The 23961-nt window shown below is 60.1% G+C and carries 27 protein-coding genes; 7 read left to right on the top strand and 20 right to left on the bottom strand.

Annotated features, from left to right (window positions below; genetic code table 11):
* Positions 1 to 48: 48 nt before the first annotated feature.
* The 3 genes from cls to ACZCWR_RS28155 all read right to left on the bottom strand — a co-directional run bounded on the left by cls (position 49) and on the right by ACZCWR_RS28155 (position 3089).
* A complete protein-coding gene (cls, locus tag ACZCWR_RS28165; RefSeq protein ID WP_487304954.1) occupies positions 49 to 1329 on the bottom strand; it encodes a cardiolipin synthase in 1281 nt (426 codons plus the stop codon).
* A gap of 81 nt (positions 1330 to 1410) precedes the next feature.
* Entirely contained in the window at positions 1411 to 2172 is a 762-nt protein-coding gene (locus tag ACZCWR_RS28160) for a DUF4410 domain-containing protein (RefSeq protein ID WP_487304953.1), read from the bottom strand.
* 113 nt (positions 2173 to 2285) lie between these two features.
* The gene (locus tag ACZCWR_RS28155) at positions 2286 to 3089 is read right to left on the bottom strand and encodes a hypothetical protein (protein WP_487304952.1); all 804 of its coding nucleotides are present in this window, start codon (positions 3087 to 3089) and stop codon (positions 2286 to 2288) included.
* 198 nt (positions 3090 to 3287) lie between these two features.
* Between ACZCWR_RS28155 and ACZCWR_RS28150 the strand changes: the two genes are divergently transcribed.
* Complete coding sequence (locus ACZCWR_RS28150; protein ID WP_487304951.1) at positions 3288 to 4076, top strand: SDR family NAD(P)-dependent oxidoreductase; 789 nt, start codon at positions 3288 to 3290, stop codon at positions 4074 to 4076.
* Here ACZCWR_RS28150 and ACZCWR_RS28145 read toward each other — a convergent pair.
* Positions 4073 to 5479: a UdgX family uracil-DNA binding protein gene (locus ACZCWR_RS28145; protein WP_487304950.1), complete on the bottom strand. Its 1407-nt coding sequence runs from the start codon at positions 5477 to 5479 to the stop codon at positions 4073 to 4075. The genes ACZCWR_RS28150 and ACZCWR_RS28145 overlap by 4 nt on opposite strands.
* Positions 5480 to 5481: 2 nt before the next feature.
* A complete protein-coding gene (locus ACZCWR_RS28140) occupies positions 5482 to 6693 on the bottom strand; it encodes a putative DNA modification/repair radical SAM protein (protein ID WP_487304949.1) in 1212 nt (403 codons plus the stop codon).
* Positions 6694 to 6839: 146 nt separating this feature from the next.
* Between ACZCWR_RS28140 and ACZCWR_RS28135 the strand changes: the two genes are divergently transcribed.
* Together ACZCWR_RS28135 and ACZCWR_RS28130 are read left to right on the top strand one after the other, a co-directional pair.
* Positions 6840 to 7061 (top strand): hypothetical protein, encoded by a 222-nt coding sequence (locus ACZCWR_RS28135; RefSeq protein ID WP_487304948.1) that lies wholly within the window; start codon positions 6840 to 6842, stop codon positions 7059 to 7061.
* Between the two features lie 119 nt (positions 7062 to 7180).
* Positions 7181 to 7456 (top strand): hypothetical protein, encoded by a 276-nt coding sequence (locus ACZCWR_RS28130; RefSeq protein ID WP_487304947.1) that lies wholly within the window; start codon positions 7181 to 7183, stop codon positions 7454 to 7456.
* A gap of 121 nt (positions 7457 to 7577) precedes the next feature.
* On the opposite strand, the gene ACZCWR_RS28125 is transcribed toward ACZCWR_RS28130, so the two are convergent.
* The 3 genes from ACZCWR_RS28125 to ACZCWR_RS28115 all read right to left on the bottom strand — a co-directional run bounded on the left by ACZCWR_RS28125 (position 7578) and on the right by ACZCWR_RS28115 (position 10021).
* The gene (locus tag ACZCWR_RS28125; protein ID WP_487304946.1) at positions 7578 to 7808 is read right to left on the bottom strand and encodes a hypothetical protein; all 231 of its coding nucleotides are present in this window, start codon (positions 7806 to 7808) and stop codon (positions 7578 to 7580) included.
* Positions 7809 to 8696: 888 nt separating this feature from the next.
* Positions 8697 to 9377: a haloacid dehalogenase type II gene (locus tag ACZCWR_RS28120; protein WP_487304945.1), complete on the bottom strand. Its 681-nt coding sequence runs from the start codon at positions 9375 to 9377 to the stop codon at positions 8697 to 8699.
* A gap of 14 nt (positions 9378 to 9391) precedes the next feature.
* Positions 9392 to 10021 (bottom strand): CGNR zinc finger domain-containing protein, encoded by a 630-nt coding sequence (locus ACZCWR_RS28115; protein ID WP_487304944.1) that lies wholly within the window; start codon positions 10019 to 10021, stop codon positions 9392 to 9394.
* Positions 10022 to 10154: 133 nt separating this feature from the next.
* On the opposite strand from ACZCWR_RS28115, the gene ACZCWR_RS28110 reads away from it, so the two are divergent.
* Positions 10155 to 11009 (top strand): alpha/beta fold hydrolase, encoded by an 855-nt coding sequence (locus ACZCWR_RS28110; RefSeq protein WP_487304943.1) that lies wholly within the window; start codon positions 10155 to 10157, stop codon positions 11007 to 11009.
* A gap of 46 nt (positions 11010 to 11055) precedes the next feature.
* Here ACZCWR_RS28110 and ACZCWR_RS28105 read toward each other — a convergent pair whose 3' ends face one another.
* The 3 genes from ACZCWR_RS28105 to ACZCWR_RS28095 form a co-directional block, all read right to left on the bottom strand.
* Positions 11056 to 11283: a pentapeptide MXKDX repeat protein gene (locus ACZCWR_RS28105; protein ID WP_487304942.1), complete on the bottom strand. Its 228-nt coding sequence runs from the start codon at positions 11281 to 11283 to the stop codon at positions 11056 to 11058.
* Between the two features lie 76 nt (positions 11284 to 11359).
* Positions 11360 to 12136, bottom strand: a complete 777-nt coding sequence (locus tag ACZCWR_RS28100) for a molybdopterin-dependent oxidoreductase (RefSeq protein ID WP_487304941.1) — start codon at positions 12134 to 12136, stop codon at positions 11360 to 11362.
* A 2-nt stretch (positions 12137 to 12138) separates the two neighbouring features.
* Complete coding sequence (locus ACZCWR_RS28095; protein ID WP_487304940.1) at positions 12139 to 12765, bottom strand: cytochrome b/b6 domain-containing protein; 627 nt, start codon at positions 12763 to 12765, stop codon at positions 12139 to 12141.
* Positions 12766 to 13036: 271 nt separating this feature from the next.
* Here ACZCWR_RS28095 and ACZCWR_RS28090 point away from each other — a divergent pair, with 271 nt between their 5' ends.
* The gene (locus ACZCWR_RS28090; RefSeq protein WP_487306173.1) at positions 13037 to 13594 is read left to right on the top strand and encodes a sigma-70 family RNA polymerase sigma factor; all 558 of its coding nucleotides are present in this window, start codon (positions 13037 to 13039) and stop codon (positions 13592 to 13594) included.
* Complete coding sequence (locus ACZCWR_RS28085; RefSeq protein WP_487304939.1) at positions 13591 to 14232, top strand: DUF1109 domain-containing protein; 642 nt, start codon at positions 13591 to 13593, stop codon at positions 14230 to 14232. Before ACZCWR_RS28090 ends, ACZCWR_RS28085 begins: the two co-directional genes overlap by 4 nt.
* Here the strand turns inward: ACZCWR_RS28085 and ACZCWR_RS28080 are convergent.
* The gene (locus ACZCWR_RS28080) at positions 14218 to 14835 is read right to left on the bottom strand and encodes a TetR/AcrR family transcriptional regulator (RefSeq protein WP_487304938.1); all 618 of its coding nucleotides are present in this window, start codon (positions 14833 to 14835) and stop codon (positions 14218 to 14220) included. The two genes, ACZCWR_RS28085 and ACZCWR_RS28080, sit on opposite strands and share 15 nt — an antisense overlap.
* 3 nt (positions 14836 to 14838) lie before the next feature.
* The gene (locus ACZCWR_RS28075; RefSeq protein ID WP_487304937.1) at positions 14839 to 15543 is read right to left on the bottom strand and encodes a glutathione S-transferase family protein; all 705 of its coding nucleotides are present in this window, start codon (positions 15541 to 15543) and stop codon (positions 14839 to 14841) included.
* 112 nt (positions 15544 to 15655) lie between these two features.
* Between ACZCWR_RS28075 and ACZCWR_RS28070 the strand changes: the two genes are divergently transcribed.
* The gene (locus ACZCWR_RS28070) at positions 15656 to 16033 is read left to right on the top strand and encodes a DUF1090 domain-containing protein (RefSeq protein WP_487304936.1); all 378 of its coding nucleotides are present in this window, start codon (positions 15656 to 15658) and stop codon (positions 16031 to 16033) included.
* Positions 16034 to 16036: 3 nt separating this feature from the next.
* On the opposite strand, the gene ACZCWR_RS28065 is transcribed toward ACZCWR_RS28070, so the two are convergent.
* From ACZCWR_RS28065 to ACZCWR_RS28035, 7 genes are all read right to left on the bottom strand, one after another.
* Complete coding sequence (locus ACZCWR_RS28065) at positions 16037 to 16900, bottom strand: NmrA family NAD(P)-binding protein (protein WP_487304935.1); 864 nt, start codon at positions 16898 to 16900, stop codon at positions 16037 to 16039.
* Between the two features lie 118 nt (positions 16901 to 17018).
* Positions 17019 to 17678, bottom strand: coding sequence for a hypothetical protein (locus ACZCWR_RS28060; RefSeq protein WP_487304934.1), 660 nt, complete (start codon positions 17676 to 17678; stop codon positions 17019 to 17021).
* 71 nt (positions 17679 to 17749) lie between these two features.
* Positions 17750 to 18724: a ferritin-like domain-containing protein gene (locus ACZCWR_RS28055; RefSeq protein ID WP_487304933.1), complete on the bottom strand. Its 975-nt coding sequence runs from the start codon at positions 18722 to 18724 to the stop codon at positions 17750 to 17752.
* Positions 18725 to 19814: 1090 nt separating this feature from the next.
* Positions 19815 to 20693 carry an MBL fold metallo-hydrolase gene (locus tag ACZCWR_RS28050; RefSeq protein WP_487304932.1) on the bottom strand — a complete coding sequence of 293 codons (879 nt, stop codon included), beginning with the start codon at positions 20691 to 20693 and terminating at the stop codon, positions 19815 to 19817.
* Complete coding sequence (locus ACZCWR_RS28045) at positions 20690 to 22048, bottom strand: MFS transporter (protein ID WP_487304931.1); 1359 nt, start codon at positions 22046 to 22048, stop codon at positions 20690 to 20692. The genes ACZCWR_RS28050 and ACZCWR_RS28045 overlap by 4 nt, the downstream gene beginning before the upstream one ends.
* Positions 22049 to 22098: 50 nt before the next feature.
* Entirely contained in the window at positions 22099 to 22431 is a 333-nt protein-coding gene (locus tag ACZCWR_RS28040; protein ID WP_487304930.1) for a DUF4387 domain-containing protein, read from the bottom strand.
* A 2-nt stretch (positions 22432 to 22433) separates the two neighbouring features.
* Positions 22434 to 23795, bottom strand: a complete 1362-nt coding sequence (locus ACZCWR_RS28035) for an acyclic terpene utilization AtuA family protein (protein ID WP_487304929.1) — start codon at positions 23793 to 23795, stop codon at positions 22434 to 22436.
* Positions 23796 to 23961 lie beyond the last annotated feature (166 nt).

Genomic DNA, 23961 nt, shown 5'->3' with positions numbered 1-23961 from the left:
CGCTTACCGATCTTTAGCCTCTCTGGCGTAAAAATTTCTGCGTGGCGCTCACAGTTCCGGTTCGAGCAAAGCCACCACGCGATCCAGCAATTTCTCGGCAATCGGCCTGCGCTGCCAGTCTTCCAGCGTGATTTGCCGCGACCGTTCGATGTCGCGCGCGACGATCTCCATCTGCAGGCGCGCGAAGTCGCGGTCGTAGATATTGAGGTTGGCTTCGTCGTTGAGGCGGAAGGAGCGCGGGTCGAAGTTGGTCGAGCCGACCGAGACGAGGAAGTCGTCCACCACCATCAGCTTGCAATGGAACATGGTCGGCTGGAATTCGTGCATTTCGACGCCCGCAGCAAGCAGATCGCCCCAGCAGGCGCGCGAGGCCTCGCGGACCGTGTGCGTATCGATATGCTTGCCCGGCGTGATGACGCGCACCTTCACGCCGCGCCGCGCGGCTTCCACCAGCGCGTTGATGGTGAGCTTGTCCGGCACGAAGTACGCGCTCGACAAGTGGATGTTGTGCGTCGCGGCGGTGATCGCCATGAGGTACATCAACTGCATGTCATCGCTGCCGCCGGAGGGCGAACTGCTGAACATGTGCGCGAGCCCTTCACCCGGTTCGGTCAACGGTTCGATATGCGGAAAGTAATTCGGCCCGTGCAGCACGTTGCCGGTCGCCTTCACCCAGTTGTCCATGAAAACGGCCTGCATCTGGCCGACAACTGGGCCTTCCACGCGGAAATGCGAGTCGCGCCAATGCTTTTCATCCTGCGCGTGCCCCGTCCATTCCTCGGCGATGCCCACGCCGCCCGTGAACCCGATCCGCCCGTCGATCACCAGCAGTTTGCGGTGCGTGCGGTCGTTCATGCGTCCAAGCCCGGTCCAGTGCGGCTTGTGATACTGGATGACTTCCGCGCCCGCCTCGCGCAACAGGTTCAGATAATGCCGGTCCATCTTCGACGACCCCACCCAGTCCAGCAGGATATGCACCGGAATGCCCGCGCGCGCTTTCTCGGCGAGCGCCTGCGCCACCTGCTCGCCGATTTCGCCCGACCAATAAATGAACGTTTCGAACGTGATGGTCTTCTGCGCCGAACGGATGCCTTCGAGCATCGACGGGAAGATTTCGTCGCCGTTGACGAGCACTTCGAAGCGGTTACCGTCCAGCACGGGCGGACCGAGCAAGAGGCCCATCGAGCGGAGGAATTGCGGATCGTGGCTGGCGTAGAGCCGCTCGATCTTATGCTCCACTTTCTTTTCACCGCTCGTCAGATTGGCTACGACGAGCACGACGATGACGGTTACCACCGCCGTCAGGACCATCAGGGCAATCGTCGGCATGCGTTTGGGTCTCGCGTGGCGGACGTGCGTCCGGAACCGCTAGTGTAGGCGGTTCCGGACACGTGCCGCATGCGAGGCCGTTCAACTTTCGTCATGCGCGCTCATCCAGCCCTGCGCTGCGCCGATCTTCGCGATCTGCTCGGCGATGGCATCGCCCAGACGCGTTTCGTCCGACTTCACGCCTGCGTGATTCGTTTCCGACATGGCATGCACGCCGCCCGATACCGCGAGCGAGGTGGCCGCGCGCCCCGCCGCCGCGCCGATGCCCGCCATTTCCGCGATGCCCGGCGCGTGGCCGCTGTTGGCATCGGCGTCGAATTGTTCGATGACTTGCGGCGCGCCGTTCGCGGGCTTGAACACGAGTTGCACGGTGGCCGCAGCCTGGCTCTTGCCCGCGCCGAGGCCGATCAGCGTGCGGCGGCGGCGATTGCCGGCATCGATATTGTCGATGCTGCCTTCCACCGCGAGGATGTTCTGCCCGGCGGGCGGCGGCACGTCGGCGCGGACGGCGCGCAGGCCCATCGACTGAAGTTTGGCGACGATGGCATCGGCCACTTGTTCGCGTGCTTGCGCGGCGCGTTGCGCTTGTTGTTGCGCGGACGAATCGCCGGACATCGCGCTCGTGAGTTTCGACGCGATGCCGTGGTTGTCGAGCTTCACGTCGCTGGCGTCGCTGTCGAACGCGTAGACGTAGATGGTGTCGGGCCGCACGGTGGGCACCGAAGCCGTCGCGGCGCTGGCCGGGGCACACATCGAAATCAGCGCCATGCCGGTCAGCATGCTTGCGGCGATCACGCGCTTTGCGCCGTTCACAAAAGACTTGAGCGAGGAAAAATAAGCCATGTCACATCTCCGGGTTGAGGTGCGTGCTGCGGTGTTTCTGCTGTCCGTCACGCCATGGACGCCACTATGAACGCACGTCATTTCCAACGCCATCGATGAGTTATGTCGTGAAGTTACGCGTGCTCCTGCGCCTTGCGCAGCAAGGCAAGCGACCGTCCAAAATCGCCCTCGAACCTCATCGTGCCCTGATGAATGAGGTTCGAGCGCGTATCGACCACAGGCTTGATGCCGATGGCCGCTATCCTCCGGCAGAACGCGTAATCCTCCGACAGATAGAAGCCGGTTTCCGGGTCCACCATGGTGTCGAAGAACGTGTAGAGATGTTCTGCGCTGCGATTATTGAACGTTCTCGACAGATCGTTCGCATACGCCCGGTAGCGCAAATGCGGACACCGCCGCGCCAGTTCCACGAGCACTTCCCGCTTGATGAGCATGAAGCCGGTCGGCGCGTCGAGCACTTCGATAAAGCCGTCTTCGTCAGGCTCCCCGGTGCAAAGACGACTGTTGACAGGAAAGCTCGCGAAGCGCGTGCGGAACGTGTCGCGCGTGGTGCCAGCCGGCAGCGGTTCGGGGATTCCCTCGTTCGGCCAGCCGTCGATCTTGAGCGGATAGATGCCCGCCGCGACCTGGCGGTCAGCATGCAGGAGCCGCAAGACATCCGCTGCCCGAAAGCCGATGTCCGCGTCGATCCACATAAGATGCGTGAAGCGTTCTTCCGCCAGGAAATGCGCGACCATGGTGTTGCGCGCGCGCGTGACAAGGCTTTCGAAATTGTTGAAGCCCATGGTGAAGGAAAGCTTGTGCCCATAGCTGACGTTCAGCAGTTCCATCAAGCCATTGACATAGCAGGTGGTCACCGCGCCTCCATAGCTCGGCGTGGCAATGTAGAGATTTGCTTCCTTGTTCCGTGTAGCCATGACTCGAATCGAGTAAATATGAACCGCTCAGTATAGATTTGAAGATCGGCGATCCTAACTAGATAGTTCCTAAGTTCACGCGTTATAACCTGCGCATAAGCATGGTTTCTGCACGATCTCGCTGCTTCGTTTAACTTCTCTCACATGCGGCGCGCCCAAACGTGTCTGCAATCCACGAACCACGAGAAAGGAACCGACATGGATCTAAAGATCGACAACAAGCTCGCGCTGGTGTCCGGATCGACCAAGGGCATCGGGCATGCCATCGCGGTGGCGCTGGCGCGCGAGGAAGCGCGCGTCATCATCAATGGCCGCTCGCAGGCCTCGGTGGACGAAGCGCTCGCCCGGCTTCACGAACTCGTTCCCGATGCGCGCGCCGAAGGCTTCGCCGCCGATCTCTCCGACGCGGCGCAAGTCGAGAAACTCCTCACGCGTTATCCGAGCGTGGACATCCTCGTGAACAACATGGGCATCTTCGACCCCAAGCCGTTCGAGGAAATCACCGACGATGAATGGCTGCGCTTTTTCAACGCCAACGTGATGTCGGGCGTGCGGCTCTCGCGCGCCTATCTGCCGAAAATGAAGGAGAAGGACTGGGGGCGCATTGTCTTCATCAGCAGCGAGAGCGGCATTCAGATTCCCGTCGAGATGATTCACTACGGCCTGACCAAGACCGCGCAACTGGCGCTCTCGCGCGGACTCGCCGAAACTTGCGCGGGCACCGGCGTGACGGTCAATTCCGTGCTGCCGGGGCCAACAAGTTCCGAAGGCGTCACGGAGTTTGTGAACAAGCTGTCGGGCGGCAAGAGTTTCGAGGAATTTCAGAAGGAGTTCTTCGAGCAGGCGCGGCCGAGTTCGATCCTCAAGCGCTTCATCACGCCGGAGGAAATAGCGAACACGGTGGCGTATGTGTGCTCCGAGTTGTCGTCGGCGACGAACGGGGCCGCGTTGCGCGCCGATGGCGGCGTGGTGCGCGCGGCCTTCTAAACCAGCCCGCGCGCGGTTTCCAGCGCCGTGACGATAGCCGCGACGGTTTTTTCGCGCGCGGCTTCGTCGTTCTGACGCAGCGCATAGGACGGGTGATAGGTCGCGACGATCACCTTGTCGCCATACGGCACGACGCGGCCGATATGCGCCGACAAGGTCGCGCGCCGCCCGAGCAAGGCGTTAAGCGCGGTGGCGCCGAGCGTGACGATCACGCGGGCATCGACCTGCTGTAGTTCCTGTTCGAGCCAATACGAGCAGGCATCGACTTCCTGCTGCGCGGGCGTCTTGTGCAGACGACGCTTGCCGCGCGGCTCCCACTTAAAATGCTTCACTGCGTTGGTCAGATAAAGCTGCTCACGCGCGACGCCCGCGCGACGCATGGCTTCGTCGAGCAATTGACCTGCGGGACCGACGAACGGTTCGCCCTTCAGGTCTTCCTGATCGCCCGGTTGCTCGCCCAGCAGCATGATGCGCGCTGTGGACGGCCCTTCGCCCGGAACGGCTTGCGTGGCATCGCGCCAGAGCGTGCAACGGCGGCAAGCGTCGAGCGTGGTCGGGGCATCGCGTTCGGGTTGGGCGGCTTGCGCATCGACCTGAACTTGCTTGCCTTCGAGCGCGCCCACGCTCGATGCCTGCCCCACGCGCCGCGCGCCGCCCCGCGCCTGACTGATCATGCCGGGAATCAGCGCGCCTTCCGGCAAGCCTTTCCAGAAACGCACGGGCATGTGCAGTTCCAGCGCGTTTTCATTCAGCCGCGCGGGGTTGAAGATGCTGCGGTAATAGGTCATCCACAACGCTTCGGCGGCGTCGGGCGTGTCGCTCGCGTGATCGGCGGCAAGCGCGCGGCGGCGTTCGAGATGAAGATGCGCGCCATCGAACATGGCCGCGCCGTGCGGTGTCGTGATAAGCCAGCTCGACCGTCCCATGCGCGCCGCGAAGTGATTCGCGCCGTATTCGAGCACGTCATGATCCGGCTCGTACCACGCGACATATTCAGGCGGTCCGAGCGATGCATCGCGCTGACGAAAGCGCACGTAGGCGATCATGTCGTGCTGCGCGCGCCGCACGGCTTTCGCCATTTTGTTCAGCCGCGCGCCGTCTTCATCCGCCGCCGATGCCGCCGCGCGATCGCCCTGCGCCCAGCGCCACAGCACGCGATAGAGAAAGCTCCAGCGCTGCGGATCGCGGAAATGCGCGGCTTCTTTGAGCAGCGTCGCGAGTTCGCGTGAGATGCGGACGTTGGCTTCGCTTTTTTCGTTCGCCAGCGGCTGCGCATCGAATAACGAGCCGTCGTCGTCCTTCATGCGCCAATCGATCGATTCGGGCGGCAAACCGCGCGCAAGGGCATCGCGCGCTGCGTCGCGCCAGGCGTCGAAATCGTCGTCGATGGTGATGACGTGCACGATCAGAGCAGCGACAACTGCACCGGCCCGGTCGCAAGCGAGCGCCTAAGGTGGTCCGATTGCACATCGCGTAAAGGCGGACGATAGTCGTCGGTCACGACGAACGGCTTGACCTTCTCCATGCCGCATCGCAGCCGCACGAGATCCTGATACCGCACCCGCCGCGCACGCCGCAACTCGACGATGCGCTTGGCATTGCGCATGCCGATGCCCGGCACCCGCGCGACCATCCGCACCGGCGCGGTATTGAGGTCCACCGGAAAACGCTCGCGATGCGCCAGCGCCCACGCGAGCTTCGGATCGACATCGAGCGGAAGATTGCCGGCATCGCCCAGCAATTCGTTGGCGTTGAAGCCGTAACCGCGCATCAGGAAATCCGCCTGATACAGACGATGTTCGCGCAACAGCGGCGGCGCTTTCGGCGGCAAGCCCGATGGACTATCGGGAATCGGGCTGAACGCGGAGTAGTACACGCGCTTCAGTTGATACGAACCGTAAAGCGTTTCCGCCGTGCCGAGGATGGTGCGGTCGTCGGTGTCGTCCGCGCCGACGATCATTTGCGTGCTCTGCCCGGCCGGCGCGAAACGCGGTGCGCGCGGCTCCGCTTCCGATTCTTCGCGCGCCATGCGGATATTGCCCATCGCGAGCTTGATCGTCCGGCCGCTTTTCTCCGGCGCGAGCCGTTCGAGGCTGATCTCCGTGGGCAATTCGATATTCACGCTCAGACGGTCCGCATAACGCCCGGCTTGCTCGATGAGACCGGCATCCGCATCCGGAATGGTCTTGAGATGGATATAACCGCGAAATCGATGCTTCTCGCGCAGCGATTTCGCGACGAGCATGAGTTGCTCCATCGTGTAATTCGACGACTGGATAATGCCCGAGCTTAGAAACAGCCCGTCGATGTAATTGCGGCGGTAAAAGTCCAGCGTGAGGTTCACGACTTCATCGGGCGTGAAGCGTGCGCGTGGCACATTGCTCGAACGCCGGTTGACGCAGTAACGGCAATCGTAAAGACAAAAGTTCGTCAGCAAGATCTTGAGCAGCGACACGCAACGGCCATCTGGCGTGAAGCTATGACAGATGCCCGAGCCGGTGCTCGCGCCCAGTCCATCTATGCCGCGCGATTCGCGTTTGGGCGCGCCGCTGCTGGCGCAGGAAGCGTCGTACTTGGCGGCATCGGCGAGAATTTCGAGCTTTTCTGACAATTCCATGGGTTGACACTGTATGTTTATACAGTATTCTATTGAGGTGTAAGTGGGAAAGCAATGCGGCGTTCATGCTTCTGAGTCCGATACGTCGAACGTCCCGCATTGGATGCTTCAGCAAGTCCCCGGCCACGAACCACGGAGAGCCCTCTATGCGTTTCGATTACCGCACGTTCCACGTCGACTGCACCGCCCGTCACGACGAAGACGGACGCTTCTACGCGCATGCCCGCATCACCCACGCGCCGGACGAACACACGCCTTATCTGCAGGCGTTCGAATCCGGCGATCTCGATGGCTTCGCCAGCGAATGGGACGCCGTGCATTGCGCGCGAAGCTGGGCGATCGAATGGTGCGACGAGGCGCTTGCTTGATATGCTTTGCACTCCCTTGCATGTGCGCTTTCATCCTGCGGCACAGCGATTGCGGGATGTAAGGTGCGACGCGGCCCGATATGCCGGCGCGCAATGGAAAATCATCCAAGGGAGACATCATGAAGATCATCAGTCAAGGTTTGCTCGTGTCGGCGCTGGTGTTGGGTTTGTCGAGCGCGGCATTCGCGCAGGGCGGCGGTGCCGGTGGCGGCAGCGCGGGCGGCAATGGCGCGGGTCAGGGCGGCGCGGGCATGAGCACGCCGAACGCGCATGGCGTGACCGGATCGACATCGGGTGCGTCGGGCGCCAGCAGCATGGATTCCGGCAGCTCGGGCAAGATGATGCACAAGAAGAGCAAGTCGAGCATGGGCGCATCGGGCACGAGCGCCAACTAAAGCACGTTGTTTTATCGATGAAGGGCTGCATGATTGCAGCCCTTTGTCACGTCTGCTCCCTCCAAAAGCATCCCTGCCGCATGAGGATTTCGCGTTTTTCGCGCGCACTCTAAGCTGCTGCTCATGTTGCAGTCAGCGTCGCCGCGTCCGTATCCGATCTGTTTCGATCCGCCGCTTCGGCCAGTTTTCCGCCGCGTTGCGCGCGTTCGTTCAGGGAGGCGTGCCGGTGGGCCGTCGCATGGCGTTCCGGTATTGTGTGGATTGCGCGCGGCGCGGCTTCTTTGTTTTGCGGAAGGGGAGCGTGAATAGAAAACTTATCGTTATGAGTGTGGCGTGTGGGGTTATTGTTCATGGGATGGGTGTTGGTGGTTATTGGGAGGGTTAGGTGACGGGTCGTGCAAGGGGCTGCTCTTGTTTGTGTCTCTATTGCAGTAGCCGCCTCCCCGGCGGGGGGGTAACTTTCTTTGCTGCTGCAAAGAAAGTCACCAAAGAAAGCAGCTTTTACCCCGTGCCCGCTGGCTGGAAAGGGTGGCCTGAATTAACGATACAGTGGCCGCGTTAGGATGTCCCTTGGTTGGTTAAGCGTGTGGGCAACCTAGCGATTGCGCGCTCGAATCCTTTTGCCTTAGTGGACCGCATTCATTCTTTCGGCCATGCGCTGCGCGCGCCGAGAACGTAAGAACGGAATCCCGCAGCGTGCCCGTACCCAGCCACCCCACGCGCCACCGCTGTATTGCTATTCGGCCCTACCTTGGTGAGTGCTCCGACTAAAAAGCAAGCGTCAACGTGACAACACTCGCCAATGCGGTTTGAGCCTTTGAGCGCGCGCGGCAAACGCGCCTTTTGTGAAAGCACTAATCAAGGTTGGGCCGAATAGCAATCTAGCGAGGAGGTGTGATGTGGCTGGGCGCTTATAGGCTGCGGGGTTCCGTTCTTACGTTCTCGGCGCGCGCAGCGCATGGCCGAAAGAATGAATGCGGTCCACTTAGTCTAGAGAGTTGGAGCGCGTAATCGCCAGGTTGCCTAAGCGGCGCGTCAAACGTGGAAAGCCCTATTGCGGCCACCGCATCCGTTAATCCAGACCAACCCTCTCCAGCCATCGTGCATGGGGTAAAAAGCTGCTTTCTTTGGTGACTTTCTTTGCAGCAGCAAAGAAAGTTACCCCCCGCCGGGGAGGCGGCTACTGCATAAAAAGCCCAAACAAGAGAAGCCCCTTGCACAACAGAACAACAAATCCAACTCAAGCGTTCTTCGGAAACAATTCCAGCAGCCCGTCAAGTCCTAGAAGTTCGCGGTCGGGCCTTTGCCCCATTTCATCAAACACGCCGCCCCCGCGATTAATCCAAACCACAGGAAACCCGAAATAACGCGCCCCCGTGGCATCCCATGCGTTTGAAGAAACGAACAAAATCGACGCACGCGACAAACCAAACGCCCGCTCCGCGAGTTCATACACACGGTCATGCGGCTTAAACACGCGAACAGGATCGACGCTCAACAGATGGTCAAACGCATCGCGCAAACCAGCATGATCAACAACCGACCCAATGGAATGCGGCGATCCATTCGAAAGAATCGCTAAGCTAAGACCTCGCTGTTTCAACTCACGAAGCGTCCCAAGCACTTCGGCAAACGGCTGCAAACGAAGATACGCATTGCACAATGCTTCACATGCCGCCTCGCTTAGATCGAGCTTCAAATGCCGACACGTATAACGCAACGCATCTTCCGTCGCCTGCTCGAAAGTCACATAGCGGTTCATCAAACTCCGCAGCCACGTATATTCAAGCTGCTTTTGCCGCCAGATGCCGCTGATCTCACGGCCACGTCCGGGGAAAATTTCATCGCAGCGCTGCGCGACAGAATGAACATCGAACAACGTGCCGTATAAATCGAATGCGATTGCCTTGATGTGCTCCACGGTGTCTCCTTGTTTTAATCGGCGTTCTCTTCCGCTTCCTTCAACCGTTTTCGATGCGCGGCCACTTTCGCACGATTCCCGCAACTCGCCATGCTGCACCAGCGCCGCGCATGACCGCGCGTGTGGTCCGCGAAAAGCAAGGTACAGTTCGCGCCTTCGCAATGCTTCACGTGCGTGAAATCCTCTTCGCTGATGAGCTTCGCCAACGCTTCGACAATCGGCATGAGCAAGGCATCCGGTGACTCATAGCGGCGTTGCATTCGATAATCGAAACTGCCGTCATCGCGCGCGACGAGCGCCCCGTATCGATGATCGCGCTGTAGCGCCTGATTCAATGGCTCCAGCGCCCGCAAGTCCGCCCGCACAAGCGAACGTCCACGCTTTTTCAGCACGAACGTTCTGAACCATTCACGCAACCCGCGCGCTTTCTCGGCGACGTCATCCAGTTCCGCCGACGATGCCTGCGCACGCATGCGTTCGATCACGTCCACGGGCACCCATTTCGCCTGTTCGAGCCAGTTCAACAGCCCTTCACCATCTGCGATCCAGTCTATCGGCACATCCACCGGCGTGGCGAGTGAATTCAGAAAATCGAGGCCGGGTGCGTCTGCTACGAACATGGCCGGGATCGGGCGGTCATCCATGTGTCACTTCCATTCAAATGCACGATGGTTTCATCGTAACCGCTAAAAATCGTCTTGACAAGTTACAACTATGGTAAGTAACCTTCAAAGCACGCTTAACACGGTTACACAACTTATCAACGGAGAACGCGTCATGTCCACGATCACGCATCGCCATATCGACGTAGATGGTCTCAAGGTGTTCTATCGCGAAGCCGGTCCGGCGAACGCGCCGAAGCTGCTGCTTCTGCATGGCTTCCCGAGTTCGAGTCATATGTTCCGCGATCTGATTCCCCTTCTCGCGGACCGTTTTCATCTCGTCGCACCTGATTTGCCCGGTTTCGGTCTGACAGATATGCCGAGCCGCGACACGTTCGCCTATACCTTCGAAAACATTGCGAAGGTCATCGGCCGCTTCACGGAAGCAATCGGCTTCGATCGTTTCGCGATCTATGTGTTCGATTACGGCGCGCCGACGGGCTTTCGTCTTGCGTTGGCGCATCCCGAACGCATCACGGGAATCGTCACGCAGAATGGCAATGCTTATGAAGAAGGCTTGAGCGAAGGTTGGAATCCGATTCGCGCCTATTGGGAAGCGCCCACGCAAGCCAATCGCGATGCCTTGCGCCCGATGCTCTCGAAGGAAACGACTGTGTGGCAATACACGCACGGCGTGAGCGATGTCTCCAAGGTGTCGCCCGATGGCTATTCGCTCGACGATTACTACATGAGCCGCCCTGGCGCGCATGAAGTGCAGCTCGATCTGTTCGGCGATTACCGCACGAATGTCGCGTTATATCCCGCGTTTCAGGCGTATTTCCGCACGCATAAGCCGCGCGTGCTGGCGGTGTGGGGCAAGCACGATCCGTTCTTTTTGCCGCCCGGTGCGCAAGCGTTCAAGCGCGATATTCCCGATGCGGACGTGCGCTTCTTAGACACCGGTCACTTCGCGCTCGAAACACATGCACATGAAATAGCAGAAGCCATCGCCGGTTTTTTGATGCCTTAAAGTGCATGGTGAGATGCGGCGGCGCGAACCGCCGCATCCCGTTCCTTTATTGCGCCATGGCACCCGATGCCGGATGATCCGGGCTCATCTTGCTCATCGAGTCGTGCTTCTTCATCTTGTCGTCCTTGCCCATCTTGTCGTGCGACATCGAATCCTTGCTCATGGAATCGTGCGACATGGCGTCGTTGGCCATCGCGCCGCTTGCCTGCGCGTGCGCGCCCATTGCCGCACCGAATGCCAAAGCCGTGATTGCCGCCATCATGATCTTCTTCATTGCATAACTCCTTGGGGTTGAAAGTGACGCACGGCACCTGCCGCCGTCAATGAGAAACGTGTTTCATTCGGTTTGCTTACGAACCGCCGAACCAGTTGTAGCCCTGATCGACCCAATAGCCGCCGGGAAACGTATTCGTCACGATGATCTCGACGATATGCTTCGGGTTCTTGTAACCGAGCTTGGTCGGCATGCGCAGCTTCATCGGATAGCCGTATTTCGCGGGCAAACGCTCGCCGTCATAATCGAATGCAAGCAAGGTCTGCGGATGCAGCGCGGTAGGCATGTCGATGCTTTCGTAGTAATCGTCGGCGCAACGGAAGGCGATGTACTTCGCGGTCGTATCCGCGCCCGCGCGACGCAGAAACTCCGAGAACGGCGTGCCACCCCAGCGTCCGATCGCGCTCCACCCTTCCACGCAGATATGCCGCGTGATCTGCTCCGCATGCGGCAACGCATAGAGTTCGGGGAGCGTCCAGATGCGCTGGCCTTTCACGAGACCACTTACTTTCAGGCGATAGTCGCCGCCATTCACATGCGGTACATCGTCGATGCCGTAGAAGGCGTTAAAGGGAAACGGCCGCGTGAGTTGTGCTTCCGTATAAGTGGGCGCGAGACGCGTCTGATCGAATAAAAGCGCCTGCACACGGTCGTTCAGACGCGATACCGCGGTCAGGAATTTATTCACGGAGTCTTCGTCCGTGATCGAACAACCCGTGAGCATGGCAAGGCCGCCGAGCGTCAAAGCGCGTTTGCCGAACAGACGCCTTGAAGGCATGTCGAGTTCGCGCTTCGCATCCGCGAGAATCGTGGCGCGCTCGGTCATGAGAATGGTCTTTTGATCGCGTTTCATGTTCAACGTCCACGAAGCATGGTGAGCAGCGAGCGCGGCACGAGCGCGACCATCGCGACATGCACGACGATGAACGCCGCCATCACCGCCATCGCGCAGAAGTGAACAACGCGTGCACGGTCATAGCCGCCCATGAGTTCGCGCAGCCACGGGAATTGCACCGATTTCCAAATCGCCAGGCCCGAGAGCACGAGCACCATCAGATCGATCACCACGACGAGATAAGCGAGCTTTTGCACGGCGTTGTACTGCCGCAAATCCGCGTGCGAGAGATGACCGCTGAGCGCTGCGATCAGATCGCGCCATATAGCACGAATGGAAAGCGGAAAGAACTTCGCGACGAAGCGCCCGCTCGCGAGATTGAACGCGAGATAGACGATGCCGTTGAACACCAGCAGCCACATCGCCGCGAAATGCCATTGCAGCGCACCACCGAGCCAGCCGCCCAGCGTGAGCGCCGGCGGAATGACGATGCCCGCGAACACGGGCGATGCATCGTAGATACGCCAGCCGGACAGCATCATGACGATGGCGGCCAGCGCATTGAGCCAGTGCGTGATGCGCAGCCAGACCGGGTGAACCGGTCGCGCCGGTTTTGTGGGCGGCGCTTGATCCAGTGTCGTTGCCATGTGAACGCTCTCGTTTGCGGTGTCGATGCAAGTCAGTTCGTGCCGCATGCAGCGCGGGTTACAGGCGAAGCAAAAAAAAGCTGTAACCGTGCGGCGGTTTCCATCGAACTAGTCATAGTCACTCGCACGTAACATGGCCAATCCAATGGAACACGGCGGCGCCATTGCGGCGCACCACGGCATCGGTTATTCTGAAACGATCGATCTAATACACGATCGCTCGCCGGCGCTCGCGCCGCCCTCGGGATTGCATGCCATCACCGGAACCATCGTGCACGACGCGGAGTTGCGCCTGAAGTCCCTCTTTCTCGGCGGACTGGCGGGCGATTCGAACGCTTACCGCTGCTTCCTGCAGGCGCTTACGCGGCATTTGCGCGCGTACTTGCGCAAGCGTATTGCGCGCTATCCCGAAGATATCGAAGATCTCGTGCAGGACATTTTGCTCGCAGTGCACAACGCGCGGCATACGTATCGTGAAAGCGAACCGCTAACGGCGTGGGTTCATGCCATCGCGCGCTACAAGCTGACGGATTTCTTTCGCGCGCGCGAACGTCATGACGCACAGAACGACCCGCTCGATGACACCATCGAACTGTTCGCCGCCACGGATGACTCGTCGGAGATGGCGCGTCAGGATATCGGCAAGCTGCTCGCGCATCTTCCGGACAAGCAGCGTTTGCCTATCGTGCATGTGAAGCTCGAAGGGCTGTCGGTGGTGGAAACCGCGCGTATTACCGGGCTGTCGGAGTCGGCGGTGAAGATCGGTGTGCATCGCGGACTCAAGGCGCTTTCCGCATTGATACGACAAACCAGGCGGAGCACCCGATGAAAACCGACGATCTGATCGACCTGCTCTCGACCGGCGTTGCGCCCGTCGATCGCCGGGCGCTCGCGCGGCGGTTCGTGACCGCGCTCGTACCCGGCCTGCTCGGTTCGCTATTGCTGATGCTCGCAATCTATGGAATTCGGCCCGACCTGCGCAGCGCGGCGCACACGCCGATGTTCTGGGTCAAGCTCGCGTATCCGCTGTGCCTCGCTGTGGGCGCGTTGTTGCTCGTGCTGAAACTGGGACGTCCCGGCGCGCGCGTCGGACATGCGAAGGCGCTGGTCGTGCTGCCTTTCATCATCGTATGGATAGCGGGCGCATTCGTGCTTCAGGGCGCTGGAAGCAGCGAACGCTTACCGCTCGTGCTCGGGCAGTCGTGGCGCAGTTGTCCTTTCAATATCCTGCTGCTGTCGGTGCCGGTTTTTCCTGCGGTGATATGGATCATGCGAGGTCTTGCGCCCACGCGTCTCACGATTGCGGGCGCAGCAGCAGGATTGCTCGCAAGCGCGCTCGCCACGCTCGTTTATTGCCTGCATTGTCCCGAGATGAGCCCGGCGTTCTGGAGCGTGTGGTATGCGCTCGGCCTGCTGGCGGCGACGGGAATCGGCGCGTTGCTCGGACCTAAGTTATTGCGCTGGTGAACGGCGCTTGCGCTTCTCTTTGACGCCGATCATCGCAAGCGCGGGACGTGCCGCGCCTTCGAGTAACGCACGTTGCGGATTCACGCGCGCAAGCACACGCAGACCCATCAACGAAGCAAGCAGGCTCTTCGCCATGTCTGCCGCAGGAAGGGTCGCGGGAATCGAGCCATCGTCCTGGCCTGCGCTCACGCAGCGCAGGAAAAACGCTTCCATCTCTTTCAGCACGCCATTGAGCACGCGATGAAACTGCCGGTCATGCGGCGCGAGTTCCATCGCCGAATTCACGATCAAGCAGCCCTTGCGATGCGGATCGTTCAAGGACAACTCGACGATCTCCGCGAAGAAAGCCGCGATGGCGTCGCGCGGCGCCAAGCGATGCTCGAAGCGCCGCACGCGGTCACGAAACCCGCGCTCCACATAACGCTCCAACGCGCGTTCATACAGCGTGCGTTTGTCGCCGAACGCGTTGTATAGACTTGCCGAAGTCAGTCCCATCGATGCCGCGAGATCGCGCACCGAGGTAGCCTCGAAACCATGCGACCAAAAATGCGCGGTGGCGGCATCGAGCGCGGCTTCTTCGTCGAATTCACGCGGACGCGGCATGCATCACGCCTCTTTCGGATAGTTCGATGGAAACAGCGCGCGGCGTGTTTCATCGTCGTTGACGGCTTTGAACGCGTGCTGCTTGTTCACGGCACGGGCGCGCGCAACGGCGGGACGTGCATCGATCTGTGCGAACCAGCGCTTGATTTCCGGGAACGGCCCGAGCGGATCTTCGCTGCCCTTCATCACGCGCGATGCACGATCGATCCATCCCCACGCCGATATATCCGCGATCGTATAGCTATTTCCAGCGATAAACTCGCGTCCCTTGAGATGATCGTTAAGCACCTGATAATGCCGCTCGGCCTCGCGCCGATAGCGGTTCACCGCATAGTCGAGCCCTTGTGGCGCGGCATACTGAAAATGCACCGCTTGCCCTGAAAACGGCCCCAGCCCGCTCGCGATGAACATGAGCCACGACAACAAGGGCGCGCGATCTTCGGGCGCGCCGAGAAACTTGCCCGTCTTCTCCGCGAGATACAACAGGATGGCGGTCGAATCGAACACGACGGCTTCCTTGCCACCCGGTCCGAGCGGATCGACGATGGCGGGCACTTTCCCGTTCGGATTGATTGCCCGAAATGCGGGCGCATGCTGCTCGCCCTTGCTCGTATCGACGGGCTTCATTTCGTAGGCCATGCCGGCCTCCTCAAGAAACAGCGCGATTTTTGCGGGATTCGGCGTGGGATGGAAGTAGAGCTGAATCATGTGCACGTCTCCGGGTCGAGTCGAAGCCATTTTAGATCGAGCGATCCACAACGCGCAATCGAGCCGATACGCTGTTATCCTGCTTTCCACTCAATCGTGTGAGGACTTGACGATGAACCGCGCCATCAGACTCATGCTCGTATTGTCGATTGCCTCGCCCGTCGTTTGTTTCGCGCAGGCCAATTGCGATGCCAAGCGCGCGTCCGTCGAACAGGAGATTGCCTATGCCCGCGCGCATGGCAATGCCAATCGTGTCGATGGACTGGAAACGGCGCTGGCGAAGCTCAATGCGAATTGCACCGATGCATCTCTCAGAAACGCAAGCGAGCGCAAGGTCGCGGAAGCGCAAAAGAAACTGGCGGAGCGCGAACGCGATCTGAAGGAAGCGAAGACGCAAGGCAAGAGCGCGAAGAAAATCGCCGAGCGTCAACGCAAAGTGGATGAAGCGCACGCCGAGCTTGAACGTGCGCAGACCGACGCGAGCGAGTGAAACTCAGCCGCGCTGCACCAGCGAGCGGATCACATCAATAAGCGGTGTTTCGCCTTTCATGATCTCGCCCGCGTGACCTTCGAAATCGATCCAGCCTTCATTGAAGCCATCCAGCATGCGAATGCGCGGCTCCGGGTTTTTCATGCCCTGAGCCGTGAACAACGCGCTCCATGATTCGCGCGGCACCGTTTCCACGCGCACCGCCTTGCCGAGCACTTCAGCGAAGGCGGCCGCGATATCGAGAGGACTGACGCGCGACTGCCCTTCGAGTTCGACAACACACTTGTTACTGCCCGCATCACGCATGAGTTGCGCCGCAAGGCCGCCGATATCCTTTGTCGCGATCATCGGTATGGCGCGCTCAGTCGGTTGCAGGAACGAATGCACGATGCCTTCATCGCGCGCGGACTGCACATCCCATGTGCAATTTTCCATGAACCAGCCGGGACGCAGGCACGTCAGCGCGACGGGCAACTTGCGAAGCGCTGTTTCGAGCATGGTGTGTTGCGTGAGCAGATTGGTCTGCGTGGCTTGCGCGCCAATGGTCGAAAGATGCAACACGCGTTCGGGCTTTGCTTGTTCGAGCGCGGTCACGATCGACTCGATCATCGCGCGTGCCTCGGAGAAACCCGGTGCGGGATCGAAGACCGGCGGCATGAGAATGAACACGCCTCGCGTACCTTCGAATGCACGTGCAAGCGCGTTCGTGTCCAACATGTCGGCGAGTGCGACTTCGCATCCGCGCGCGGCCCATGATGCGCCCTTGGCGGCATCGCGTACGACTGCGCGAACCGGTTCGTTCGATGCCAGCAATGCATCGGCGAGCGCGCCGCCGACTTGCCCTGTAATTCCCGTGATGGCGTACATGTTCTCTCCAGAAGATCGGTGATTGATGCGATGGGTTGCATCGTAGGCCGATCACGCTTCTGGAAAAATGATGCACAGGACATTTCATCGATGACACGGTGTCATGCGTCGTGCATCGTCAGGGCAACTTGGTATCGCTTGGAACGCCGCCCGGGCCGGCCGGGTTGGGATTGCCGAACTTCGGCAACGCACCGCTGGCTCTCGCACGACGTAGTTCGTCTTCGACTTGCTGACGTGTCTTTGGCGCAGGCGTGTCGCTTGTAAGAACCGGTTTTGTCGGCGCGACGACGGGAGGTGGCGGCGCGGGAGCAGGAGCAGGAGCAGGCTCGACCTTGGGCGTAACCTCTTCGTGTACGACAGGCGCTTCGACAGGCGGCGTGGCGGCTATCGCGGGCGCGGTTTCAGGTAGCGGACGCGGCGCTTCAGCCTTGGCTTCCTCTCGCCTGACCATGCGCGTATGCGCACGAGTCGAGCGCGTTCGCCGCTCTTCGACAACGCGCTTTTCCGGTTCGACGCGCGGCGGTGCCGAGGCTTCATCGATGACAGCCGCCTGCGCGGGTGCTTCGTCCTTCGGTGCTGTTATCGTCGATGCCGCCGATGCCGCCACCGCCGGCTTCTCCCGCACCGCACCCGTCACGATGGACGCGCGTTGCCGGGACGACCACGCCTCTTCGTTCGGTTTTCGCTCAGGATGTCTGAATATAATCGAGAGCAACACGAACGACACGGTGAATACACAGATGCCGACGAGATATGGCCGAAGGGCGCCTCTCACCATCCGAAAGTCTCCATATTGAATCAAGCTGTGCGATGCGCTTTTTCAAGCGCATCGCGACCTGCTTCGTTGCTTTACGCGAATGCGCTGCTCATATGCAGCGTGCCATTCACCCCAGCCGGGAAGAACCCGCCTTGCGTCACCGCGCCTTTGTTCAGATAGACGATGTTGAGCACATCGTCATAACTCCGACTAAAGGCGATGCCGTTGTTATCGAGCGGAACGATATTGGAGATATCGCTCGTCGCCCCGGCGATGCCCTGATCGACGTCGGTCGATGCATCGAGCGAATCACGCGCATCCGAGATGGCTTGCGCGGAAGTGATGAGGCTCGGCGTCTGAATGCCTTTGCTGTAGAGCACGGTTCGCACCAGCCCCGCGTGATACGCCTCGGCCGCCAGAATGCCCGCCGCCGCTTCAAGATACACCTTGTTGGTGATGAGCGGCGCCGCGCCCTTGTAAGCCGTCACGCCGACGTCCTCGAAGATGAACGCGCCCAGCAGGAAGTTATTGTCATTCAGATACGGATTGAACGGCGTGCCGGCCGGGACGAGGCCTGCTGCCTGAGCGGCCATTGAGAAAGCGCCGTTCGGATCGGTGCCGCCGACATCGAGTGCGGGCATCGCAACCGCGGCCGTTCCGAGCGCGCTGCGCAGGAAGGCCACGTGTTCAAGTTCATCCTTCGCGATCTCTCGCGCATACGCCGCGACCACGGGATCGGTGAAGTTCACTTGCTGCCCCGGAATGACCTTGCCTTGCGTTCCTGCACCGCTCGACAGATTCGCGGCCAGGCCCGCGCCCGTCGTGGCGTATGCGTAGAACGTGGCTTCGAGATACTCCAGATTCAGGGCGAAGTTGAGGATCTCCGGGTCCGTGGGTCCGGTTGCCGCGTTGGCGTTGTCGCCCGAGCCGCCGCCGCATGCACCGAGGATCGTACCGCCTACCAAGCCTAGCCCGAGCCCGCCCGCGCTCCGGAAAAACTGCCTACGCTTTTCGCGACGCTCGACGCGCCTGTCGAGCACATCTATTACTTTGGAATTGTCCGCCATGTCCGTCTCCTTCCTTCGTAACGAGTCAGTGGACGGCGTCGGGCCATGATTTTATCTTCGGCCCGAGCGCCGGAAGAGAGGACGTGACGGCCGGGCTACTGCCATGTTGGCCACTCTCAATGGCTCGTACGTTCGGTGACTATGGGTTAGATTCGAGGTGTAACAGATTCTTTCATTTGGAGCGGGGTTCAATGGGTTCTTACTGACCTTTGATGCAGAGATGCAAATTCGACCGTAAAACGGGCAAATGCAACGTTGCGTGGGTTTCGGACAGTGGTGTTGTTGTTTTTGTTGTGTAAGGGGCTGCTGGTTTTTGGGCGTTTATATTCAGTAGCCGCCTCCCCGGCGGGGGGGTAACTTTCTTTGCTGCTGCAAAGAAAGTCACCAAAGAAAGCAGCTTTTTAACCCATGCACGCTGGCTGGAGAGGGTTGGTCTGGATTAACGATGCAGTGGCCGCAATAGGACTTGCCACGCATAACGAGTCGCTTAGGCAACCTGGCGATTACGCGCTCCAACTCTCTAGACTAAGTGGACCGCGTTCATTCTTTCGGCCATGCGCTTCGCGCGCCGAGAACATAAGAACGGAATCCCGCAGCGTATGAGCGCCCAGCCTCATCAAACCACATCGCACCCGCCCCATTGGGCCCTACCTCGATAAGTGCTTCTACAGAGCGTGCGAATCTATGGCTCAAGGCTTTTTGTCGAAGTGCTTATCAAGGTAGGGCCGAATAGCAATCTTGCGGGGAAGCGTGAGGTGGCTGGGCGCTTATAGGCTGCGGGATTCCGTTCTTAGGTTCTCGGCGCGCGTAGCGCATGGCCGATTGAATGAATGCGATCCACTAAGTCAAAAGGATTCGAGCGCGTAATCGCGAGGTTGCCTAAGCGGCAAGTTATGCGTGGAAAGTCCTACTGCGGCCACTGCATCCGTTAATCCAGACCAACCCTCTCCGGCCATCGTGCATGGGGTAAAAAGCTGCTTTCTTTGGTGACTTTCTTTGCAGCAGCAAAGAAAGTTACCCCCCCGCCGGGGAGGCGGCTACTGCAATAAAAGCCCAAACAGAAGAAGCCCCTTGCACGACGAAAAAACCCTCACTCCGGATGCCGAAACTCAAACCCCTCCCCCTTCCCATCCACAAACCCCGCATGCGGCGCCATAAAATGCCCCGGCAACAAAAGCGCCCCATGCTCGCAAGTCTTCTCAAGCACCTTCAGGCGAGTCTGCGCCGACATCACCTGATCGATACAACCAAAGCAACTCCAAGCCGGATACTTCACCTGCACCGGATGATGAAGAATATCCCCCGTCAACACGCCATATTCCCCATCCGACTTGAGCCAGATCGCCACGTGCCCCGGCGTATGCCCCGGCGCGGGCTCGATAAACAGACAGTCCGCAATCTCAGCATAGTCATCGACGATCATCGCAAGACCCGCTTCGATGATCGGCAACACGCTATCCTTGTAGCCGAGAATATGATGCCCCGTCGATTCCTTAGCAAAGCGCGCCGCCCAGTAATCGTTCTCCGTGCGCCCGAATACATACTTGGCATTCGGAAAAGTCGGCACCCAATGCCCGCCGATCAATCGCGTATTCCAGCCGATATGATCCGCATGCAAATGCGTGCACAACACATAATCGATCTCCTCCGGCACCGCGCCCGCCGCCGCGAGACGATCGAGAAACGGCGTCTGAAGATTGCACCAGTCGGGCCGGCCGGGGCGATCCTTGTCGTTGCCGACGCATCCATCGATCAGGATTTTTTGACGGCCTGTATCCAGCAGCCACGAATGCATGCTCAACAGCATGCGCCCGGTCGCGGGATCGTAATGGCCGGGCGCCATCCACGAGAGATTCTCCGCAAGCGCTTCCGGCGTCGCCAGAGGAAAGAACTTCAGGAAGTCGAACGATTTATCCACCGTCTCCTGAACCAACGTGGCCGTCACATTTCCAATCTTGAATCGAATCACGATGCACGCTCCCCCTGCAGGCCCGACGTAATCGACGAAGCATCGGCGTGAGGCTCACGGTCCGAACCGTCTTCGAGACTCGTCAGCGACGCATTGGCCGCTTCACGCAGCGGAATGATGCCCAGCACCGAAATCACCGCAGCCAGCACGATAAACGCCGCCAGCAGCCAGTAACCGCCCGCCCACATCACGAACATGGCGGCGAGAATCGGCGTGGGGCCGCTCCAGATGACGGTTGCGAGTTGATACGCCACCGACACGCCGCTATAACGAATCGCCGCCGGATACTGCTCGCTGATGAGCGCGGGCTGAACCGCCAGCGTGCTGCCCAGACCGAGCGTCATCGCCAGCGTGATCGCGGTGACGATCATCGGATAGCTGCCGGTATCAAGCATCTTGAAGAGCGGATAGATGAACAGGCCGAGAAAGATCATGCCGCCCATGTACACCTTCTTGCGGCCGATCTTGTCGGACAGCGCGCCGAACAAGGGCTGCGACAGCAACATGGCGAAGGAACCGATCATCAACGCGCGCAACGCCATGGGCCGCGCGATATGCAGGTTCTGCGTGAGATACACCAGCGCATACACGGAGATCACGAAGAAGCTCGTATTCTCGGCCGCCTGCGCCGCGACGATCTGAAACGTGCGCTTCTTCTGCGTGGCGAACACGGTCGCGATCGGCAGCTTCGCCACCGCATGCGCGCGCTGCAACTTCTTGAAGCTCGGCGATTCCGACACGCGCCGCCGAATGATGAAGCCAACGATCACCAGCACGCCGCTCAACAGAAACGGCACCCGCCAGCCCCATGCCGCGAATTGCTCGGGCGTGGTCATCGTGGTGGTGACGGCCATCACGCCGGTGGAGAGAATCAGCGCGGCGGCAATGCCCATCTGCGGCCAGCTTCCATAAAAGCCGCGCTTACGCGCAGGCGCGTGTTCGACGACCATCAACGTAGCGCCGCCCCACTCGCCGCCCACCGCGAAACCTTGCAGGAAGCGCAGCGTCGTCAACAGCACTGGCGCAGCCAGCCCAATGCTCTGATACGTCGGCAGCAAGCCGATCAGGAAGGTCACGCTGCCCATCATCAGCAGACTGAGCACGAGCATGGCCTTGCGGCCGATACGGTCTCCGAAATGCCCGAAGACGATGCCGCCCACCGGCCGCGCGATAAACCCGATCGCAAAGCTCGCCAGCGATGCGATGGTGCCCGCGACCGGATCGAATGCCGGGAAGAACAGCTTGTTGAAGATCAGCGCCGCGGCCGATCCGAAAATGAAGAAGTCGTACCACTCAAGCGTCGCGCCGATGGCGCTGGCGATCGATACTCGCCGGATATCCGAATCGTTGACCATCTTGTCTCCTCACTGTGTCTTTATAAAACGGCTTCTTTTTTCAAACTAAGTCACACGCCGGGAATCTCCACGCTCAGCAGCGGCGCATGTTGCTGCGCACCGAACGTATCGCGCTCGCCGACGCTGCCCTGCGCCCACGAACGCTTCAGCGTGAGCTTGAACGCGCGCGCGGGGTCGAAGAACATCATCGTGACGATGTCGTCCTTCGTGACGTTGTAGAGCTTGCAGATGAGCGCTTCGGTCAGCGCGCCGCTGGCCTTCACGCGTTCGTAGAGCGGTACATCGTCGAAGATCACGTCGAAGGTGATTTCGAACGGGCCGGAGTTCTTGCTGCGCACGACTTTCGCCAAGTCGCGCAGGGTCTTGTGCTGGCTTGCGATCATGTTCATACCTCCACGATCTGAATCGGAAACAGGTCAACGGGGGAATCGATCTTCATCACGTGATACACCGTGAATTTGCAGACCGGACCGATGGGGTTCTCAGGCGGATTGAGCGGAATGGCGAAGTTGCCCGCCGTGGCCACTTGCCCCGGATAAGGCGTGTGCAACACGTCGATCCGCACGCTGCTGCAAATGGCGTTCGCGAGTTCCTGCGTGCGCGCGGTCACTTCGCCGAGCAGGCCAATTTCATGCGGCACCACGTTGGCGAGCGGCTCGAAGCTGCCCATCACGCCGTTCTTGCCGTAGACGTGGAAGTTGAGCAGCGCCTCGCCCGAACGCAACTCGGGATACGTTTCGAAGGCTTCGTTCTTCACGCGCGCCAGAAAGTCGTCGATCTGTTCGATGAGAATCGGATCGCGAATGCCGCCGATAAAGATCGTGCGCATGCCGACCACGCCTGCGCCTTCGAGCTTCACGGTGTAGTCATCGGCGGGAATGAAGCGGCTGCCGCGCACGCGAACGGCGCGTTCCGTGAGTTGCTCGTAAGTCGCTTCGCGCAGATCGAGCACGCCGCCGGGACCGGTCAGCAGATCGGGGCGCGTCTTCTCATACAACGTGTGCGCCGCGACCGATGCAGGCGTGCAACGCTCAAGCGGATTCATCGGTTCGAGATCGAAGCTGTCGCGGCGGATGGTGGCGAGAATCACCTTGCCCTTCGGCTCCGCGCAGTTCGCGCCGCATTCGACGATCTTGCCCATGTGCCAATAGATGCCCGCGTCGATGCCATGCAGCATGCACAGGCCCGCGAACGGCGCGGGATCATACGAACGTCCCGCGATGATGATGTCCAGATCGGGATGCTCACGCAACGCCTTCGCAAACGGCTCCGCGCCCATCTGCGCGACGATATGCGACGACGCACCGATATCCTCAACCTGCAATTCCGGCGCAGACGCACACGGCGAGATGCGGCCTTCGCCCATGGCATCGCGCACATAGGAAGGATCGATGTCCGAATAAATCTTCGCGATCTTGAAGCGGTAGCCCTCGCGCTGCGCGATTTCCGCGATCACATCGACCATGAAATCCACATGCGCGCGGATGCCGGGACCGCCCGCCGAACTGATATAGATCGGCACCTTGCGGTTCGCGCAGGCATCGAGCATGAGCGAGAGGTCGCGCAAATAGGCTTCGCGCGTGACGAGCGTCTTGGGCAGTCCGAGCAGATACGGGCCGGGGTCGGTCGAGCCGCCATCCACGATCATCGCGTCGGGTTGCTGGTCGATGCCGCGCCAGAAGTCGGCCGCGGGAATGCCGTACCCCAGGATGCCGTTGGGCGTCAGGATCTTGATTTCATCCTTCATGCAGTCTCCGTCTCGAGTTAGCGCGCGGCGTGCGGTGTGCGTGGCCACGCGCGCGATTCATTCTTCAGTGAGGAAATTATCGATAACGAGGACGTGAAACTCCATTCGCTTTAGAATATGAATTTATAAGACAGGGTTATAAATCCCGGCCAAAGGAAGGAGACGA

It is taken from the genome of Caballeronia sp. A2-2, assembly GCF_057612605.2.
Note: the sequence above shows the minus strand (reverse complement) of the source record. Positions and strands in the feature narration are given on the sequence as shown.